Genomic DNA, 16,918 nt, shown 5'->3' on the forward strand with positions numbered 1-16,918 from the left:
CGACCGGCGTCTTGAACGGGAACCGGACGCCGCTGCGGGAGTCCTCGCCGGTGATGGCGGTGGTTCCGACGGTGTGGTAGCTCTCGACGACCTCCTCGAAGGTCACCTCCTCGGCGTTGGGAAGCACGTCCTCGCGGGCGTGGCCGGCGAAGCCGTACGCCTCGCTGTCGCGGTCGATCTCCGGCGGGTCCACCAGCTTCAGCTCAGAGAGCCCGAAGTTCTTCATCGCCCGGGCGATGGAACCGACGTTGCCCGGCGTCTCGGGCTCGACGACGACCACGACCGGCTTTTTGCTCCGTGGGCCCTCCGGTGCGTCCTCAGCCTCGGCCCGCTCGACCTCGGCGGCCGCGTCTTCCTCGGCGGCGTCCGCGGCCGGATCCTCGGCGGCCGCCGCGTTCTCTCCCCCGCTCATGAGTCCGAGGGGTAGTCGGTCGAAAGGTCCAGGTCCGACTCGGAGAGGTCCTCGGCGGTCAGCCGGTCCTCGGGGTCGAACTCGTCCCCGTCGTCGGGACCGTACTCGTGGAGGTCGATCCGGCGTCCCTCGAACTCCTCTTCGAGCCGGCGCTGGACCTCCTTCTGGTCCGGCGGCTCCGGGACGCCTTCGGGGTCGTCGTCGACGTGATCGATCCCCCCGTAGCCCTCCGGTGCGCGGTTGCCCGCCGCGTACCACTCGTGGAAGGCGTCGGACAGCTCCGGGTCGCCGCGGTGGGCGTCTCCGCCCGCCTCGCGGAACCAGTAGAGGAAGTCCGCCTCGTGGGCGGGACACAGCAGCACCTCGCCGAGCGGTTCGCCGTAGACGATCTCGGCCTGTCGGGCCTTCTGTACCTCCTCCTCGCCGTACTCGAGGTAGCAGGCGTCACAGGGCTCCTCGACGAGCTTCGTCAGCCGGAGGAGGCGCTCGCGCGGCTCCTCGGGGATCTCGTCGAGGGGCTTGAACTCCCCCTCGGGGGTGAATATCTCGGACTCCTCGAACCGCCATCCGCGGAGGCCGACGCTCACCTTAGACATGTCCGAACGTCGGGTGCGGGCGGTTAAAAACGCGTCCTTCCGGGGTTCGCGGGCGGTCGTTGTGCCGGCGACCACCACCCACGCCCCCGCCGCTTCCGGACGACCTATGGTTCGCGCGCCCCACGATCCGCCCATGCGAAACGTGGACGCCGCGGGGCTGGGGATCGGCGACGACCACCCCCCGCGCATCATGGGGGTGCTCAACGTCTCGAAGGAGTCGCCGTACTCGCCGAGCGTCTTCGACGACCCCGGCGAGGCGGCCGAGTACGTGGACGAGGCGCTGATCGACGAGGGCGCCGACATCGTCGACGTGGGACTCGAATCGGCCAACAAGCGCTTCGAGGTGCTCTCCGCGGAACAGGAGCTGGACCGGCTCGACACCGCGGTCGAAACGCTGGCGTCGACCTCCGGCGACGCCGTGTGGTCCATCGAGACGCGTTACCACGAGGTCGCCGAGGCGGCCCTCGACCGCGGGTTCGACATGGTCAACGACATCTGCGGCTTCGCCGACCCGAAGATGCCCGAGGTCTGTGCGGCCCGCGACGCCGCGGTCGCGAAGATGGCCTCGCCGCCGGACCTGGAGCGCCCGGGTGCCGTCGAGGAGATCGACGACATCTACGAGGCGCTGGCGCAGAACGGCTTCACCGACAAGACCATCCTCGACCCGGCCTTCGGCGGCTGGTCGGAGGCGAAGACGCTCGAACACGACCGCGAGACGTTCCGCCGGCTGCGGGAGTTCCGCGGCTACGGCCGCCCGCTGCTCGTCTCGATCAACCGCAAGAACTTCCTCCGGTCCGTCGCCGACCGCGACACCGACGAGGCCCTGCCGGTCTCGCTGGCGGCCACCTCGATGGCGGTCGAGCGCGGCGCCCACGTGATCAGGACCCACGACGTTGCGGAGACTCGCGACGCGGCGCTGATCGGCAAGGAGTTCGCCCGCGACCGCCTCCGCGAGACGGGGCCGGACGCCGAGGTGACCGTCGAGGAGTTGGACGTGACGACGCCGCGGGAGGCGGAGCGACACCTCGACAGGCTCGACGCGACGGCCGGACGCGAGAGCCCCGACAGCACCGATCTCGCCGACCGGAGCGTCGTTCGGATCTACGAACTCGGGGGGCTTTCGCCGGAGGAGCGCGGAGCCCTTCGGTCGGCCATCGCCGGAACCGGCGCCGCGTTCGTGCTCGCCGGGGCAGCCGCGACCGAGACCGAGGGAGCGTCGACGGCGTCTCCCTCGACCGACGGCGGAGATCCCACTCCCGAACCGGCCAGCGGACTGCTCGTCGGCACCCCCGCCGCGCTCGCCGCGGCCGATGACGCCTATTCCGGGGATTCGGACGCTGTCGGCGAGGTTATGCGGAGCATAACGCGGTCCTTCAGCTAAGAGAAAGTTTATGCCCCTTTGCCAACAACGGTTCGACCGGACGCCGGAAGGGCACGTGGGTAGGGGTACTCTGTGCCACTCCGGCCCATACAGTTACGATCGCCAGCGGCGGCGCCGTCCGTTGGCCCGGCGTGATTCTGAGATCGGCGACGTGGCCGGGACAGGGGGGACCGTCGCGTGAACTTCGACGAGTGGGAACCCGCCTACGAGGCCGTGCTCGCCGACTTCGGGTACGACCGGACGGCCGACGAGCGCGCCCGCGACGTTGCGGCGGGGCTGGCGACGCCGTTCGACCGCGGCCGGCTCGCGTTCCTGGAGGGGGCGACGGTCGCGGTCGCGGGCGCCGGGCCATCGCTGACCGCCCGGAGCGAGCTCGCCGCGGCGCGGGGCGCCGACGCCGTCGTCGCAGCCTCGACCGCCGCGGACGCGCTCCGGGAGGAAGGCGTGACCGTCGACCTGATGGTCACCGACCTCGACAAGAATCCCGAGACTGCACGCGCCCTGACGGCGGCCGGGACGCCAGTCGCGGCCCACGCCCACGGCGACAACGTCCCCGCGGTCCGCGAGTGGCTCCCGGCGTTCGAAGCCGCCGCGACGCTCGTGACGACGCAGGCCGAGCCGTGGGGACCGGTCGAGAACTTCGGCGGTTTCACCGACGGCGACCGCGCGGCGTTCCTCGCCGACCACTTCGGGGCCGCGGAGCTCCGGTTCGTCGGGTGGGACTTCGAGGACCCGGGCGTCGATGCGGCGAAGGCGCGGAAGCTCGAGTGGGCCGCTCGGCTCCTCGGCTGGCTGGAGCGCCGCCGCGGCGAGCGGTTCCCGGTGCTGAACGGGCGCCGCGAGGACCTGTCGTTCCCGTGGCTCGACGGGTCGTAGGGGCCTTCTCGTCTTACTCGTCGGGGGGGTTCCCGGACTCGGCCCGGCGCTCGTAAACGACGAACGCGAGGTCCTCGCGCTCGTCGCGGGAAACTTCGGTCCACGCCTCGGGATCCCGCTCCGGGAACCGCGTGTCGCCCTCGTGAACGTTCTCGATCTCCGTGATCCGGAGTCGGTCCGCGACCGGGAGGAACTGCTCGTAGACGCGGGCGCCGCCGGCGACGAACACCTCGTCGACGCCGCGCTCGCGGGCGTCCGCCGCGGCGACGGAGAGCGCCTCGTCGAGACTCCCGGCCTGCACCGCGCCCTCGGGGAGGTCGAGGTCGCGCCGAGAGAGGACCACGTTCGTCCGATCCGGCAGCGGCCCGCCGATCTGGCCCGCGATGCTCTCGTAGGTCGTCCGGCCGAGGATCACGGGGTGGCCCGTCGTGGTCTCCTTGAAGTGCGCGAGGTCGGCCGGGTAGTGCCACGGCATCCCTCCGTCCGCGCCGATGACGCCGTTGTCCGCGACCGCGGCGATCAGCGTGAGCGTCAGGTCCGCAGGCGGCTCCGGCGGCGTGCTCGGGTCACCGCCCTCGTTCACCTCGCCCATGTCCTCACTCCGCGACCGCGAAGGAGAGCCCCTCCGCGGAGTCGTAGTCGACCAGTTCGACGTCGTCGTAGGTCAACTCGTCGAGCGGCTTGTCGGCGATCTCGATCCGGGGGCGCTCGCGGGGCTCGCGGGAGAGCTGTTCGAGCAGGCCGGGGACGTGGTCGTAGTTCTCCTCGCCCGCCGCCTCCGCGGGCGCCTCGTCCTCGAGCCACGCACGCACGCCGCGGTAGTCGGCCTTCTCCTCGACGCCCGCGAGGCGATCCTGCAGGCGGTCGAGGTTGTCGCCGTACCACGCGCCGCGGTCGCCGGTGCCGCAGTAGACGTGCGCGTCGACGATGGTGTGACCGAATTCGCCGACCTCGAACGCCGTGCGCTGCGCGATGGCCTTCGCCAGGAGTGCGTAGGCGGCGATGTTGAACGGCACGCCGAGGGCAACGTCGCCGGAGCGCTGCGTGAGGTGGAGGTTGAGCTTGCCGCCCTGCACGTTGACGACGAACGTGTAGTGGCAGGGGGGGAGCGTCGAGACGGCCGCGTTCGCGGGGTGCCACGCGTTCACGACCATGCGCCGCGAGTGCGGGTTCTCCGCGAGGGTGTCGAGCACGTACTGTATCTGGTCGAACGTGCGGACCTGCTTCCCCTCCGCGTCCTCCTCGACGGTGACCCAGCGCTGGCTCTCGTCGGGCCACGTCTCGCCCTCCAGCCCGCCTTCAGGGACGGGGTAGCGGCGCCAGAAGCGGCCGTAGGCAGTATCGAGCCGCCCCTCCTCGTCGGCCCACGCATCCCAGATCTTCGTGTGCTCGCGGAGGTTCCGGACGTGTTCCTCGCCCGAGAGGTACCACAGCACCTCGTGGATCAGCGAGTTCCAGCGGTAGCCGTCGAGCTTCTTGGTCGTCAGCAGGGGAAAGCCCTCCGAGAGGTCGATGGTGTAGCCGCCGTTGAACGTCGCGACGGTGTCGACCCCCGTGCGGTTCGGCTTGTACGTGCCCGTCGAGAGGGTCTCGTCGACGAGATCGAGGTACTGTTGCATGGGTGGAAATCCCCGCGGCCGCGGCCGGCCGGGGTGGTCTATCGGTGGAAACGCGGCCGGCTACCTAAAGACCCCGGAGTGTGCCGTCGGTCGCCGGAACTCGGATCAGGCGTCGTCGGAACCGGTCGGTCCCTCCGCGTCCGCGTTCGCGGCCGCGTGTTCCGCGAGTCCGTAGTACCCCGGCGCGTCGGGCTCCTGCGGCTCCGCGACCACGAGGTCCTCGGCGTTGGTCATCACCCACGGGATCGCCCAGTCGACGAGCACCGCCTCGGTCCCCTCGTCGATCTCCGCGTCCGGCTCCAGTCCCTGCAGCAGTCGGGCGATCTCCGGCACCGTGTAGAGCAGGTCCGGCTTCAACAGCTCCGCGGCCGTGTAGAAGTCGCAGGGGTACGTCTCCGCGAACTCCTCTTTCGGTTTGGGCATGCGCGGCCGTTCGAACGCGACCGCGTAAACGCTGCCGGTCGAGCCTCCGTGGAGGCTCGGTGCGAGTGCCAGCGGCGGTGGTGCGGACCGGCGGTCGACCCTCGGGGGTCATCTCCGAGAGCGTGCTGCCGTGTTTGTTGCCAACGCCGGGCAATCCCTCGACCGCTCTTTCAGACGCGTCGCGGAAGGGTCCCTGCCCGTCCCGCCCTACTCCTCGTCCGCCGGCTCTCTCACGTCGCCCGCCTCCGTGCGCTTCGCGTAGACGGCCAGCGAGACGGCGGTGGCGAACCAGATGGGGGCGCCGACGCGGATCGCGAACGCGGCCCGGGCGCCCCAGGTGTCGAGCGTCACGACGGTCGACAGCAGCGCGACGACGGGCGCCCCCACGAGGATGGTGACGACGAAGGTCATCTGCATCACCCAGCCGTAGTCGATGCCCTCGACCTCGGTGCGCTCGACGGGTTGCACGCGCGGACCTGCGGCGCGCGCGCCCAAATCGCTGCCGGTCCGGCCGCCGCGATCGGCTCGGAGGGATCGACCCGGAGGAACCGACCGCGACCCCGACCACTTTATCCGCCGGGCGCCGAACCGAACGGGTATGACCACGACGCGGGGGTTGCGGTCGAAGGCGGGCGAGGAGCCGATCACGATGCTGACCGCGTACGACGCGCCGACGGCGGCGGTCGTCGACGAAGCAGGTATCGACGTCATCCTCGTCGGCGACAGCATGGGGAACGCCGTGCTCGGGTACGACACGACCCTCCCGGTAACTCTCGAGGAGGTCGAAAGCCGAACGGGCGCTGTCGCGCGCGCGGCGGAGGACGCGCTGGTCGTCGCCGACATGCCGTTCCTCTCGTTCGGCGTCGACGAGGCCGAGTCGATACACAACGCGGGACGGATGCTGAAGGAGGCGAACGCGGACGCCGTGAAGATCGAGTCCGGGCCGCACACCGTCGACCTGACGGCGCGGCTCACCGACCTGGGGATCCCGGTGATGGCGCACCTCGGGTTGACACCCCAGCACGTCAACCGCCTCGGCTACGGCCGACAGGGAACCGACCGCGAGGCCGCCGAGGAGATCGTCGAACTCGCGGGCGCGCACGCCGACGCCGGCGCTTTCTCGCTCGTGTTAGAACACGTCCCCGCGAACCTCGCGGGCGCGGTGACGGAGGCGCTGGAGATCCCGACGATCGGCATCGGCGCGGGCCCGGACTGCGACGGGCAGGTCCTCGTGATCAACGACGTGCTCGGGCTCGACGACTGGTCGCCGCCGTTCTCGAAGCAGTTCGGTGACGTCCGCGCGGAGATGGCGCGCGCGGTCGGAGAGTACCGCGACGCGGTGGAGGCGGGCGAGTTCCCGAGCGAGGAGCACAGCCACGTTGAGGAGACCCTCGAGGACCTCTACTGAGCGGGGCACGCTCCAAGCAGTTTGGAGGGGCACCACGTTGGATGGGCTCCGTGAGTCCGGCCGGGACGCTGCGAGCGGGGAGAAGACACCACGGTTCCGGTGAAACGCGCGGCTGGCGGCGCTTCCGATCAGGGGGAGAGAAAACGCACGAAAGCGGTCGTCAGCTTACAGCCGGCCGACGTTCTCGACCGCGATCGACTCGACGCCCTCGACGTCGGCGAACGCCTCCTCGACGGCCTCGGTACCGCCGGCGTCGTCGGGGACGATGACGGTCGGCAGGAGCGCGACCAGCCCGAACGCGACCTCGTCGCGCTGGAACCCGCGGATCTTCGCGCCCTTGGGCAGCGACTCCTCGAGACGGTCCTCGAGGTCGTCGAGGTCGATCTCGGGGCTCTGCGGCATGACCTTGATCTGAGCGGCGACGTCACCCATGATCAGGGCCCCCGGAAGCCGCAGTCGGGACACTCGTAGAGGTTGCTCTGCTTGCGGCACGTCGCGCAGCGGTAGATCGTCGTGCCGCAGTCGGGGCACGCGAACTCCGCCGCGTTCTTCCCGGACACCTTGATGCCACAGGAGACGCACTTGCGCGCCGCCTGCTGCCGGCTCTCGCTCATACACTAAAGAACCGGCGCACGACTTTTAACCGTTGTTCTTTGGCGCCGCCCCGTGTCTCCGTCGCATGGGCGGCCGCTCAGTGGACGCAAACCGAGTTTTCGACGTTTCCGGGACTCGACGCCGCCTTCCGCTCTCACCCGATCAGCAGCGGGCCGATCAGGACGCCCATCAGGTGGACCCGTCGGGCGCCGACCCGCGGCGGTACCAGTCCGAGCGCGGCCGCGATCGCGAAGACGCCCACACCGATCGGGCCGGCGAACAGGAACGACAGCGCGGACAGAAACGCCAACACGCAGAGGCTGAGCCGCGTGTAGTCCGCGCTCCCGACCACGCGGAGGTAGGCGTCTCCGACCAGGAGGACGAGCGAGAAACCCGCGAGGGCAGCGGCGACGGTCGTCGCCAAAAGCACCGGGAGCGCGAGCGGGGCTCCCGCACGCTCGAGCGCGACCATCACGCCCGTCCGCGGCGTCCCGAGTGCGACGAGCGCGAACAGCGCGAACACCGTGTTCGAGGTCCCAGCGCCGGAGGTGGCGACGACGAAACCCCGGTCGGCGTCCTCGGCGGGGACCGCCGGCAGCGCCAGCACCGACGCGATGGCCGCCGAGATCCCCGGCAAGTAGCCGACGACCGCGCCCGCGAGGGAGCCAGCGCCCGCGGCCCGTCCGAGCGAACGAGGGGCCATCGTCAACCGCGCGTCCGCCTGCGGCGGGACGCCCGATCCACGCAGCGCCTCGATCAGCACCGGCGCGCCGAACAGTCCCGTGAACAGCGGAGCGAGCATCCCGCCGGCCTCGAGCGGTGCGGCCGGCTCCACGTCCAGCGTGAGGATACCGAGGGCGGCGCTCGACAGGAACGCCACCGCGCCGCCGGCCGCGGCTCGCCGCGAGGACTCGGTCACGAGGAGGAACGCGACCACGGCGCCGAGTACGAGCCAGAGATGCGCACGGAGCGTTGGATAGACGCGTGACATCACCCAGGTCACCGGAACCGCCAGCGGAAGCGCGAGCGCGACGGCTGCGCCCGAGCCGACCGCCGAGAGCCGCAACGCCTCGCGGCCGCGGCCGGCGATCACGAGGCGGTGACCCGGTAGGGAAGCGACCGCCATCGAAGCGTCGGGGACCCCGAGCGCGAGCGCCGGGACGATGTCGAGGAAGGTGTGAACGACGCCCGCGGCCAACATCGCCACTCCGAGCAGGAGCGGGTCGGCGTCGCTCCCAGCCGCGACGCCCGCCAGAAGCAGCGCGAAGTTGTTGGCGTGGAGCCCCGGAACCAGCCCGCTCGCGGTGCCGAGCGCGATCCCGCCCGCCAGAAACGCGAGCAGAGAGGCGGCGAGTGCAGGATCGACAACGAGGCGGAAGCCGGGGTCCATCCCGCGGAGTTGGCCGCGGCTTCCGGTGTAAAGCTACGGGAGGAGCGTGCGTCTCGGTGCGTCGAAAATCAGGCTGCGCCGGCCTGCGACTTCTTGCGGGTAACGTAGCCGGCGATGCGGTTCCGGACGCCCTTCGACTCGACGGTCGTCAGCTCGTCGACGCTCTCCTTGTTCGTCTCGAAATCCGTGTTGAACGACTGCGGATACCGCTCCAGCAGCGCGTTCCCCAGCTGCTTGATGTACTTGGGTTTGATAGCCATAGGGGGTGATACCTGCGGGCCGAACTAAAAGGGTTCGTTCCCGAGCGCGCCGGTGTGACGACCTCTCACGCCGGACCCCGCCGTCGCCGGCACCACCAACGACTTCGGTTGCGCTCAGACGTCGAAGACGACGTACGCCTCCCAGCCACCGTTCCGCCGCTCCAGCTCCATCTCCGAGTAGGTGACGGCCTTCACGTCGCGGGCGTGGACGGCGGCGAGAGGCACACCGCGGGCGGTCGCCTCGGCCACCCACTCCTCGCCCTCGCGCCGGACCGTACACTCGTGGTCGACGGGGAGTACTTCGCGCACGTCGCGCTCGTAGATCAGCCGGTCGAGATAGTCGAACAGCAGCGCCTCCTTTCCCTCCGCGCGCTCTTCCATCTCGAACCGCTCCCCGTCGGCCGGCCACGACTCGCACATCGCGGCGGTCAATCCGGCGGCCACGTCCGCGAACACGCCGTCGAGGGTGTCCGCGGTCGCCGCCACCGCCACGTCGGCGGTGTGGTCGCGAAGCTCGAAGGTCACCGTTCGTCCTCCCCATCGTCGGCGTCGACCCGGTCGTCGTCCGCTTCGGAGGTCCCCTCACCTGCGCTTTCCCCAGTAACCTCGGAAGGCCTCCGGTCGGTCGGCTCGCGCTGTTCCGGCGGTCGGTCGGCCGCCTCCGAGGGCTGCTCCTCCGTTCCGTCCTGTGCGGACTCGTAGCGTCCGGCACGCTCGGCCGGGGTGACCGTCGTCTCCTCCCGGTCGTAGACTCCCGCTTCGCCGGTTCCGGACTCGTCCGAAGCGTCCGTGGATTCGTCCGGGCGCTCGCGCTCCGCGATGGAGTCTGGCGTCTGCGCCTGCTCGGGGTCGACGGCGCGGTCGTAGTGGCTCGTCCGCTCGGTGGCAGTCGCGTCGGCCGGGCGTTCCTCGTCGGCGACGTTGCCGGGGTCGAACCACCCTTCGACCTCCTCGAACGTCGAGAGGCCGCGGAGTCGGCTGGCGGGGACCCCGACCTCGCCGCCGGTCGCCTCGCTGACGGCGACGCCGCTCGTCACGAGTGCGCGGATTCCCTCCTCGACGGTCATGTCGATCTCGACGATGCGGTCGTTCGGAACGAACACGACGTGGCCGCCCATCACCGGGTTGGGGGCCATCGGCATGAACAGCGTCGTCATGTCGCCGCGGCCGACGGGGTCGGAGATGGTCTCGGGGGTTTCGCTCGTGACGAACGCGGTCGTGTAGACGCCCTCCGTCGGGAACTCGACGAGGACGACCTCCTGGAAGTTCTGGTCGTCCGACTCGAGCATTACGTCCGACATCTGCCTGAAACTTTCATAGACGGAGCCGACGCCCGGAATTCGCTCGATGACGTAGTCGAAGTAGTCGACCGCGCGCTGGCCGTACCGCGAGGAGTTCGCGGTCAGCCCGACGACGAGGATGAGCAGCAGCAGGACCACCGGCGTGGCGAGTTCGACCAGGACCTCCTGCTGGATCGGTCCGACGCCGGGGACGGTCACCTGTGACTCGAACGGGAGGATGACGTCCGAGAAGAGGTCGAGGTACGTGTAGATGTAGTTGAACGCGATCGCGAGGACGATCAGCGTGATCAGAAGCGGCACGATGACCGCGACGCCCGTGAGGAATCCGTTTCGGAGTTCGTCGCGAGCGCGCGGCGACTCGTCTGCCATCGTGGCCATCGACGCCCGACCCCGAGTTAATTGTTCCCCCCTCGGATCGCGCCGGACGGTGGAGTTATATCTCGTGGGCGTGTTATCTCGTCCCAGTGAGCGTCAACGTGCGGAAGCGTGTCGACCGACCGGGAGACGCGGACCACGTCGCGGCCGCGTGGGACCTCAAGGAGCGGATCCGCGAGGCCGAGGGCGTGCTCCGGCAGCGCCGCGGCTTCTTCACCGACGCCTACCGGCGGTCGACGACGCACCTCCTCTTCGAGGACGACGAACTCGTCGCGTTCGCCTCGGTGCGGCGCGACGGCTACATCCTCTTTCTCGCGGTGGCGCCGACGGCGCGCGGACACGGCTACGGCGAGCGCCTCGTCGCGGAGGTCGCGGAGGACAACCGCTCGGTCACCTGCCACGCGCGGACGACGAACGCGGAGGCGCTCGGCTTCTACGAACACCTCGGCTTCGAGGTGAAACGGCACATCGAGAACTACTACGAGGACGGCGGCGACGCCTACTACCTCAAACTCGGCGAGGACTCGCTGCGCGAGCGGCTCTCCGATTTCGTCCGTCGCTGAACGGGCCGGCGGGACACCGGCAGGAGCCGCGCCCCGAGGCCGCTCCCGCCGGCGTGCGAACCGCTCGCGCACCGCGCGCCGAAGAACAACCGTTAAAAGTCGCGCCCGGGTTGCTAGGAGTATGGCTGGAACTATCGAAGTGCTCGTTCCCGGCGGGCAGGCCGACCCGGGCCCGCCGCTCGGTCCCGAGCTCGGCCCGACCCCCGTGGACGTGCAGGACGTCGTCAACCAGATCAACGAAGAGACCGCCGCGTTCGACGGGATGGAGGTTCCCGTCACCGTCGAGTACGACGACGACGGCTCCTTCAGCATCGAGGTCGGCGTCCCGCCGACCGCGGAGCTGATCAAGGACGAAGCCGGCTTCGACACCGGCTCCGGCGAGCCGCAGGAGGACTTCGTCGCCGACATGACCATCGAACAGGTCAAGAAGGTGGCCGAGCAGAAGTCCTCGGACCTGCTCTCGTACGACACGAAAAACGCCGCCAAGGAGGTCGGCGGCACCTGCGCCTCCCTCGGCGTCACCATCGAGGGCGAGGACGCCCGGACGTTCGACGACCGCGTCGACGCCGGCGACTACGACGACATCCTCGAAGCGTAACCGCGCGGCCGTAGTTCCACGTTTCGTCGCGGACGACGTCCGCGGGTCGCGTTTTCTGCCGGTTTTCTCACCCAGCGGTGCATTCCCCGTGATCGGTCGACAGCGATACTGGGTATAACGGGGTGATCAAGAAGTGTCTGTTTTTTGTCTTATAAAGCGTCCTGCTGCGCTTGTTGCCAACGCTTAGAAAGCCCTCGACCGCTCGCTTTACGCTGGTTTTTGTGTCAGAAAGCGTCCTGCTGCGATTGTCGCCAACAGCCAGAAAGCCCTCGACCGCTCGCGGACGCTCAGCGACATATCGGCGCCTCTCCGCAACGCCCGGCGCCGATAGGGGTCGTCTGAGCGCCCGCGACCGGCCTCGCCCTTTCAATCCGCCAGGAGGTGGTTTGTGTAGTCGGCCGTCGCAGCCGGTAGCTCGGTGGGTCTCTGTTCTGGCTGTCGAGGTGAGCGTAGCCTCACGCCTCCCCAACCTCAGCCGCCCTCGGCCTTCGCGTCGCTTCGGCCGCGCGCGGGCTTCCCTCGCGCGCGTTTCTCGCGCGGCGGGCGAGAGACAAGCTCTCGCTGCTCGCAGGCGTGCAGTAGCGCGCCTGCGACGCCGGGCGTTCGACAGCCGGCGAGCCGATGCGCCGTGTCCGGCGCGATACGGCTGCACTCACGGCGGGAGTCCCGCAGTATCTGCGATAAATGTTCGTCCGGCGACGGTGCGGTGCGGTTGGCGCGCGCCGCGGCGACCCTGTGTCGCCGCGACCGCGCGAGGGAGGCGGCGGCGCGGCCGCATGCGGTGCGGTCGCGCGGCCGCGCCGCCGCCGAGGCTGGGGAGGGACGAGGCTGCTGGGCGGTTGCGGTGCTGTGCGGGGCGGTTGCGGTGCTGGGCGGTGGGTGGGGCTGAAAGGGGCAGCCGGCTCGATCCCGCCCGGACGACGCAAGCACCGCAGCGGGCTGTGCGGAGAGCGAGGAGCGCAGCGAGGCCCGGCGGGTCGAGCCGGCTGGGGCTTTCTGGACGGTGTTGTCCAGATCAGCAGGATCGATCGCAGTCACAAAAACACCCCTAAATAACAGAAAGGCAACATACGCGTGTCGATATACCCAGTATCGCCGTTGTTCGGCGGAATTCTCTCGAGAATCCCGCGCCACCGGTCGGTCGTGCGGCTACTCCAGCAGGCTCTCGCCGGTCATGGCGGCCGGCTGTTCGACGCCCATCAGCTCCAAAAGCGTCGGCGCCACGTCGCACAGGGAGCCGCCGTCGTGGACCGCGTGGCCGCCGCCGTCGCCGTCGGGCGTGAGGTAGACGAACGGGACCGGGTTGAACGTGTGCGCGGTGTGCGGCTCCTCCTCCGTACCCATGTCGTCGGCGTTACCGTGGTCGGCGGTGACGACCGCGTGCCCGCCCGCGTCCGCGACCGCGTCGAGCAGCCGCCCGAGCTGTACGTCGACCGCCTCGACGGCCTCGACCGCGGCGTCGAAGTCGCCGGTGTGGCCGACCATGTCGGGGTTCGCGTAGTTGAGGACCAGGAGCTCGGGGTCCTCCCGCTCGATGAACCCGACCGCCTCGTCGGTCAGCTCCGCGGCGGACATCTCCGGTTGCAGGTCGTAGGTCGGCACGTCCGGGCTGTCGACGATGATCCGCTCCTCGCCGTCGAAGGCCACCTCGCGGCCGCCGTTGAGGAAGTAGGTGACGTGCGGGTACTTCTCCGACTCCGCGATGCGGAGCTGCTCGAAGCCCGCGTCCGCGGTCACCTCCCCGAGCGTGTCTTCGGGGATGGTGGGCGGGAACGCGACCGGGAACTCGTAGGTCTCGTCGTACTCCGTGAGCGTGACGAGTTCGATGGCGGGCTGGTCGAGGTCGTACTCCCACGTCGGCACGGTGCCGGTGAGCATCCGGACCAGCTGGCGAGCGCGGTCCGCGCGGAAGTTGAAGAAGACGACCGCGTCGCCGTCCGAGAGGGCCGGCCCCCCCGCGACCAGCGTCGGCTCGACGAACTCGTCGGTCTCGCCGCGGGCGTGCGCCTCCTCGACCGCCCCGGTCCCGGAGGCGGCCTCGTGGGGCGCCTCGCGGTTCACGATGGCGTCGTAGGCGCGCTTCGTGCGCTCCCAGTTCTCGTCGCGGTCCATCGCGAAGTAGCGCCCCGTCACGGTCGCCACCTCGCCCGTGCCGGCCGTCTCGGCGTGGGCCGTCACCTCGGCGAGGAACTCGTCGCCGATCTCGGGCGCGGTGTCGCGGCCGTCCGTGAACGCGTGTGTCGTCGCCGGCACGCCGTGGGCAGCCGCGCCGTCGATCAGCGCCTTCAGGTGGGCGATGTCGGAGTGGACCCCGCCGTCGGAGACGAGCCCCATGAAGTGGACACGGCCGCCCGTCTCGGCGACGTGCGAGAAGGCCGACTCGATGGCCTCGTTCTCCGCGAAGGTACCGTCCGCGATGACGTCGGAGATCCGGGTGTACGCCTGCTTGACGACTCGTCCTGCGCCGATGTTGAGGTGGCCGACCTCCGAGTTGCCCATCTGTGCGTCCGGGAGACCGACGCGCCGGCCGTGGACCTCCAACCGACCGGACGCTCCGCGGCTCGCGGCGTCGTCGAAGGTGGGCGTGTCCGCGGCCGCCACCGCGTCGCGACCGGCGTCGCGGTTCGGGTCGGGAGCCGGGTGGTCGCCGTCGCTCCCGGCGCCGAGACCCCAGCCGTCGAGGATCACGAGGGCTGCGTGCATGGTCGTGGCGTGGGTGGCTGCCCGTAACTACGCTTCGCTTCGCGCGAACCCCGCCGGTCGATGAGAACCGGACGACTGCGACGGGATCAGACGGACCGTTCGCCCCTGCGAACGAAACGAACGGATGTGTCTATTTATGCGTCGAGGGGCACTTCGTCCGGGTATGAACGCGACGCCCCTGATCGCAGTCCTGCTGGCGGGGTGTTGTCTCGTGGGCGGCGTCGGCGGCGTCGGTGCGGCGCCGACAGCACCGATCGACGGCGCGCAGGTCGAGACTCCCGCCGACACGCCCGGCGGAACTTCGGAGGGCAGCGGAACGGCCGACTCCGACGAGAACGGCACGGAGAACGCGTCGAGCGACGACCCCGGGTTCGGGAGCGCCGTCTCCTCGTTCGTCCAGTCGACGACCGCCGGGACGGGCGGCGAGGTCGACCAGGGGATGTGGGAAGCACGCGTCAAGGGGAACGTCAGCGCCGAGGCGGTCGAGAACCGCTCCGCGGAGCTGGCCGACCGCGTCGCCGACCTGCGGGAGCGCCGCGCCGCGCTCGCGGCCCGGTACGAGAACGGCAGCCTCACCCCTGGCGAGTACCGCGCGAGGGACGCCCGGCTCCGCGCGGAGCTCCGGTCGATCGGCATCGCGGCCAACGAGACGGGCGCCGTCGCGGAACGGTCGGGGGTTCCGGCAGCGTCCGTCGAGCGAGCCAACGCGGTCGCAGCCGCGGCCAGTGAGGCGAGCGGACGCCCCGCGACCCCCGGTGGCGGCCCGCCCGACGGCGTCCCCGGCGAGGGGGCGAACCGGTCAGGCAACGGTTCCGGACCGCCCGGCGCGGGGGAGGGCCCAGGTAACGGCGCGGGCGACGGTGGAGGCAACGGCGCGGGTGCGGGCGACGGGGGACCGCCAGACGGCGCACCCGGCGCGGGTAGTGGGGGGAACGGTAGCGGAACCGGTGACAACGGCGGCAACGGCAGCGAATCGGGGACGCCCTCGGACTCCGGAAACGGCGACCGCGGAGCCGCCGAGGGGAACGGCCCGGCGTCCGATCGCAGCTCGCCGAACGGGGCGGAGGCCGAGCGGACTTCGGAGCCGACCGGCACCCCGGAGTGACGCGACCGACACCCCGGAGTGACGCGACCGACACCCCGGAGTGAGACGACATCGTCCAGGGCTTGTGGCCCGCGGTCGGTGGGGAGTCGCCGGAGCGCCGTCGGCGTGTTAGACAGCCTTTTAGCTGCTCGTCGCTAACCACACGTTAATGGACTCCGCGGTATTGCTCGATCTCCTCGGCAACGAGAACCGCCGGCGCATCCTCCGGCTCCTCTCGCACAAGCCGTGTTACGTCACGGAGATCTCCGAGTACCTCGGGGTGAGCCCGAAGGCCGTCATCGACCACCTGCGCAAGCTGGAGGAGGCCGGCCTCATCGAGTCGCGGACGGACGACAAGCGCCGCAAATACTTCCACATCTCCCGGAGCCTCCGGCTGGAGGTCAACGTCTCGCCGCACGGCTTCGGCGCCAAGAGCGCCTATCCGGCGAGTGCGAACCTCGACATGAACGGGCGCTGCTCGCTGCTCTCGCTCGAGTTGGACCTGGAGCCGGAGTGTGACGACATGGCGGAGCTGGCCGCGGAGTTCGGTCGCCTCCGGTCGCTCGACCGCGAGCTCTCGCTGGCCCAGCGGTGGGTCCACGGTCGGCTCGAGGAGACGCTCTCCCGGATCGACGAACGGCTCGGCACCGAGGCCGACAGCCAGTTCTACGCCGAGGTACTGGCCGCGGTCGTGGAGACGGACGGCTCCGCGGACGCGGTCGCGGCCGAAGTGAGCGCGCCCGGCGACGCGGTTCGGGACGCCCTCGACAGGCTCGCTGACGTGGGCGTTCTCACGCGCAAAGAAAACGGCTTCGCGGTACGGTAGCGTCCGACCTCGGCGTCGTCGCAGTCACTCCACGTTCGCGGTCAGTCCCGCGCGGAGGTCGCGTCCGAAGTAGGTGCCGAGGAGCGCGACGACCGCCCCGAGCGCGGTGCCGACGCCGACGAGGCCGACGCCGTACTCCTGCAGGAACTGGACGCCGACCGGAAGGAACCCGACCGACAGGGCGCTCAGGAGCGCGCTCGCCGCGCCGATGCCGGCGCCCGCCAGCGCCGTCTCCACGTAGCGGCGACGCGAGGCGAGTGCACCGATCAGGAACGCGCCCGCGGCGACGCCGGCGAGTCGTCCGATGCTGCCGCCGATTATCGGGACGAACCCGCCGAGCACCGAACCCGAACCGAGCGTGAGCAGCGCGACGCCGAGCGCCCTGAGCGAGAACGCGCGGCCGCGCACGCCGACGAGCGACGCCTCGCCTCCGTCGGTTCCGGCATCGTCCGTGGACGCGGCGGTGTCGCGCGTTCCGGCGTCGGACCGGTCGATGGAGGGCGTCATAC

The 16,918-nt window shown here is 70.4% G+C and carries 20 protein-coding genes and 1 pseudogene; 7 read left to right on the forward strand and 14 right to left on the reverse strand.

What is annotated here, in order from left to right; translation table 11 throughout:
• Both AN233_RS09055 and AN233_RS09060 read right to left on the reverse strand, forming a co-directional pair.
• A partial coding sequence (locus AN233_RS09055) for a TrmH family RNA methyltransferase (protein ID WP_281176548.1) occupies positions 1–412 on the reverse strand: 412 nt, incomplete at its 3' end.
• On the reverse strand, positions 409–1,008 hold the full coding sequence (locus AN233_RS09060; RefSeq protein ID WP_058366470.1) for a hypothetical protein: 600 nt from the start codon (positions 1,006–1,008) through the stop codon (positions 409–411). The genes AN233_RS09060 and AN233_RS09055, both read right to left, overlap by 4 nt.
• A 133-nt stretch (positions 1,009–1,141) precedes the next feature.
• Between AN233_RS09060 and folP the strand changes: the two genes are divergently transcribed.
• Both folP and AN233_RS09070 read left to right on the forward strand, forming a co-directional pair.
• Positions 1,142–2,389, forward strand: a complete 1,248-nt coding sequence (gene folP / locus AN233_RS09065; RefSeq protein ID WP_058366471.1) for a dihydropteroate synthase — start codon at positions 1,142–1,144, stop codon at positions 2,387–2,389.
• Positions 2,390–2,566: 177 nt separating this feature from the next.
• On the forward strand, positions 2,567–3,265 hold the full coding sequence (locus tag AN233_RS09070) for a 6-hydroxymethylpterin diphosphokinase MptE-like protein (RefSeq protein ID WP_058366472.1): 699 nt from the start codon (positions 2,567–2,569) through the stop codon (positions 3,263–3,265).
• 13 nt (positions 3,266–3,278) lie between these two features.
• Here AN233_RS09070 and AN233_RS09075 read toward each other — a convergent pair whose 3' ends face one another.
• The 4 genes and pseudogenes from AN233_RS09075 to AN233_RS09090 all read right to left on the reverse strand — a co-directional run.
• Complete coding sequence (locus tag AN233_RS09075; RefSeq protein ID WP_058366473.1) at positions 3,279–3,857, reverse strand: dihydrofolate reductase; 579 nt, start codon at positions 3,855–3,857, stop codon at positions 3,279–3,281.
• A 4-nt stretch (positions 3,858–3,861) separates the two neighbouring features.
• A complete protein-coding gene (thyA, locus tag AN233_RS09080; protein ID WP_058366474.1) occupies positions 3,862–4,884 on the reverse strand; it encodes a thymidylate synthase in 1,023 nt (340 codons plus the stop codon).
• A gap of 105 nt (positions 4,885–4,989) precedes the next feature.
• Positions 4,990–5,307 (reverse strand): DUF5827 family protein, encoded by a 318-nt coding sequence (locus tag AN233_RS09085; RefSeq protein ID WP_058366475.1) that lies wholly within the window; start codon positions 5,305–5,307, stop codon positions 4,990–4,992.
• A 210-nt stretch (positions 5,308–5,517) separates the two neighbouring features.
• Positions 5,518–5,775, reverse strand: a pseudogene (locus tag AN233_RS09090) (DUF5822 domain-containing protein); the annotation flags it as partial.
• A 130-nt stretch (positions 5,776–5,905) separates the two neighbouring features.
• Between AN233_RS09090 and panB the strand changes: the two are divergent.
• On the forward strand, positions 5,906–6,715 hold the full coding sequence (panB, locus tag AN233_RS09095) for a 3-methyl-2-oxobutanoate hydroxymethyltransferase (protein WP_058366477.1): 810 nt from the start codon (positions 5,906–5,908) through the stop codon (positions 6,713–6,715).
• A 165-nt stretch (positions 6,716–6,880) separates the two neighbouring features.
• Here panB and AN233_RS09100 read toward each other — a convergent pair whose 3' ends face one another.
• The 6 genes from AN233_RS09100 to AN233_RS18325 all read right to left on the reverse strand — a co-directional run bounded on the left by AN233_RS09100 (position 6,881) and on the right by AN233_RS18325 (position 10,629).
• Positions 6,881–7,147 (reverse strand): elongation factor 1-beta, encoded by a 267-nt coding sequence (locus AN233_RS09100; protein WP_058366478.1) that lies wholly within the window; start codon positions 7,145–7,147, stop codon positions 6,881–6,883.
• 2 nt (positions 7,148–7,149) lie between these two features.
• Complete coding sequence (locus AN233_RS09105; RefSeq protein WP_058366479.1) at positions 7,150–7,329, reverse strand: HVO_2753 family zinc finger protein; 180 nt, start codon at positions 7,327–7,329, stop codon at positions 7,150–7,152.
• A 134-nt stretch (positions 7,330–7,463) separates the two neighbouring features.
• Positions 7,464–8,699 carry a tripartite tricarboxylate transporter permease gene (locus AN233_RS09110; RefSeq protein ID WP_058366480.1) on the reverse strand — a complete coding sequence of 412 codons (1,236 nt, stop codon included), beginning with the start codon at positions 8,697–8,699 and terminating at the stop codon, positions 7,464–7,466.
• 68 nt (positions 8,700–8,767) lie between these two features.
• Positions 8,768–8,959 (reverse strand): 30S ribosomal protein S17e, encoded by a 192-nt coding sequence (locus AN233_RS09115; protein ID WP_058366481.1) that lies wholly within the window; start codon positions 8,957–8,959, stop codon positions 8,768–8,770.
• A gap of 114 nt (positions 8,960–9,073) precedes the next feature.
• On the reverse strand, positions 9,074–9,484 hold the full coding sequence (locus AN233_RS09120) for an archease (protein WP_058366482.1): 411 nt from the start codon (positions 9,482–9,484) through the stop codon (positions 9,074–9,076).
• Positions 9,481–10,629, reverse strand: a complete 1,149-nt coding sequence (locus AN233_RS18325; RefSeq protein ID WP_058366483.1) for a DUF502 domain-containing protein — start codon at positions 10,627–10,629, stop codon at positions 9,481–9,483. The genes AN233_RS09120 and AN233_RS18325 overlap by 4 nt, the downstream gene beginning before the upstream one ends.
• Positions 10,630–10,724: 95 nt before the next feature.
• Here AN233_RS18325 and AN233_RS09130 point away from each other — a divergent pair, with 95 nt between their 5' ends.
• Positions 10,725–11,198, forward strand: a complete 474-nt coding sequence (locus tag AN233_RS09130) for a GNAT family N-acetyltransferase (RefSeq protein WP_058366484.1) — start codon at positions 10,725–10,727, stop codon at positions 11,196–11,198.
• Positions 11,199–11,319: 121 nt separating this feature from the next.
• A complete protein-coding gene (locus AN233_RS09135; protein ID WP_058366485.1) occupies positions 11,320–11,796 on the forward strand; it encodes a 50S ribosomal protein L11 in 477 nt (158 codons plus the stop codon).
• A gap of 1,149 nt (positions 11,797–12,945) precedes the next feature.
• Here AN233_RS09135 and gpmI read toward each other — a convergent pair.
• A complete protein-coding gene (gene gpmI, locus AN233_RS09140) occupies positions 12,946–14,499 on the reverse strand; it encodes a 2,3-bisphosphoglycerate-independent phosphoglycerate mutase (protein ID WP_058366486.1) in 1,554 nt (517 codons plus the stop codon).
• A gap of 163 nt (positions 14,500–14,662) precedes the next feature.
• Between gpmI and AN233_RS09145 the strand changes: the two genes are divergently transcribed.
• Together AN233_RS09145 and AN233_RS09150 are read left to right on the forward strand one after the other, a co-directional pair.
• Positions 14,663–15,604, forward strand: coding sequence for a hypothetical protein (locus AN233_RS09145; protein ID WP_058366487.1), 942 nt, complete (start codon positions 14,663–14,665; stop codon positions 15,602–15,604).
• Positions 15,605–15,752: 148 nt separating this feature from the next.
• Positions 15,753–16,409: an ArsR/SmtB family transcription factor gene (locus AN233_RS09150; protein WP_058366488.1), complete on the forward strand. Its 657-nt coding sequence runs from the start codon at positions 15,753–15,755 to the stop codon at positions 16,407–16,409.
• Positions 16,410–16,433: 24 nt separating this feature from the next.
• Here the strand turns inward: AN233_RS09150 and AN233_RS09155 are convergent, their stop codons facing one another.
• Positions 16,434–16,916, reverse strand: coding sequence for a hypothetical protein (locus AN233_RS09155; protein ID WP_058366489.1), 483 nt, complete (start codon positions 16,914–16,916; stop codon positions 16,434–16,436).
• Between the last annotated feature and the right edge of the window lie 2 nt (positions 16,917–16,918).

Origin of the sequence: Haloparvum sedimenti (assembly GCF_001462205.1) — an archaeon.
Taxonomy (GTDB): domain Archaea; phylum Halobacteriota; class Halobacteria; order Halobacteriales; family Haloferacaceae; genus Haloparvum; species Haloparvum sedimenti.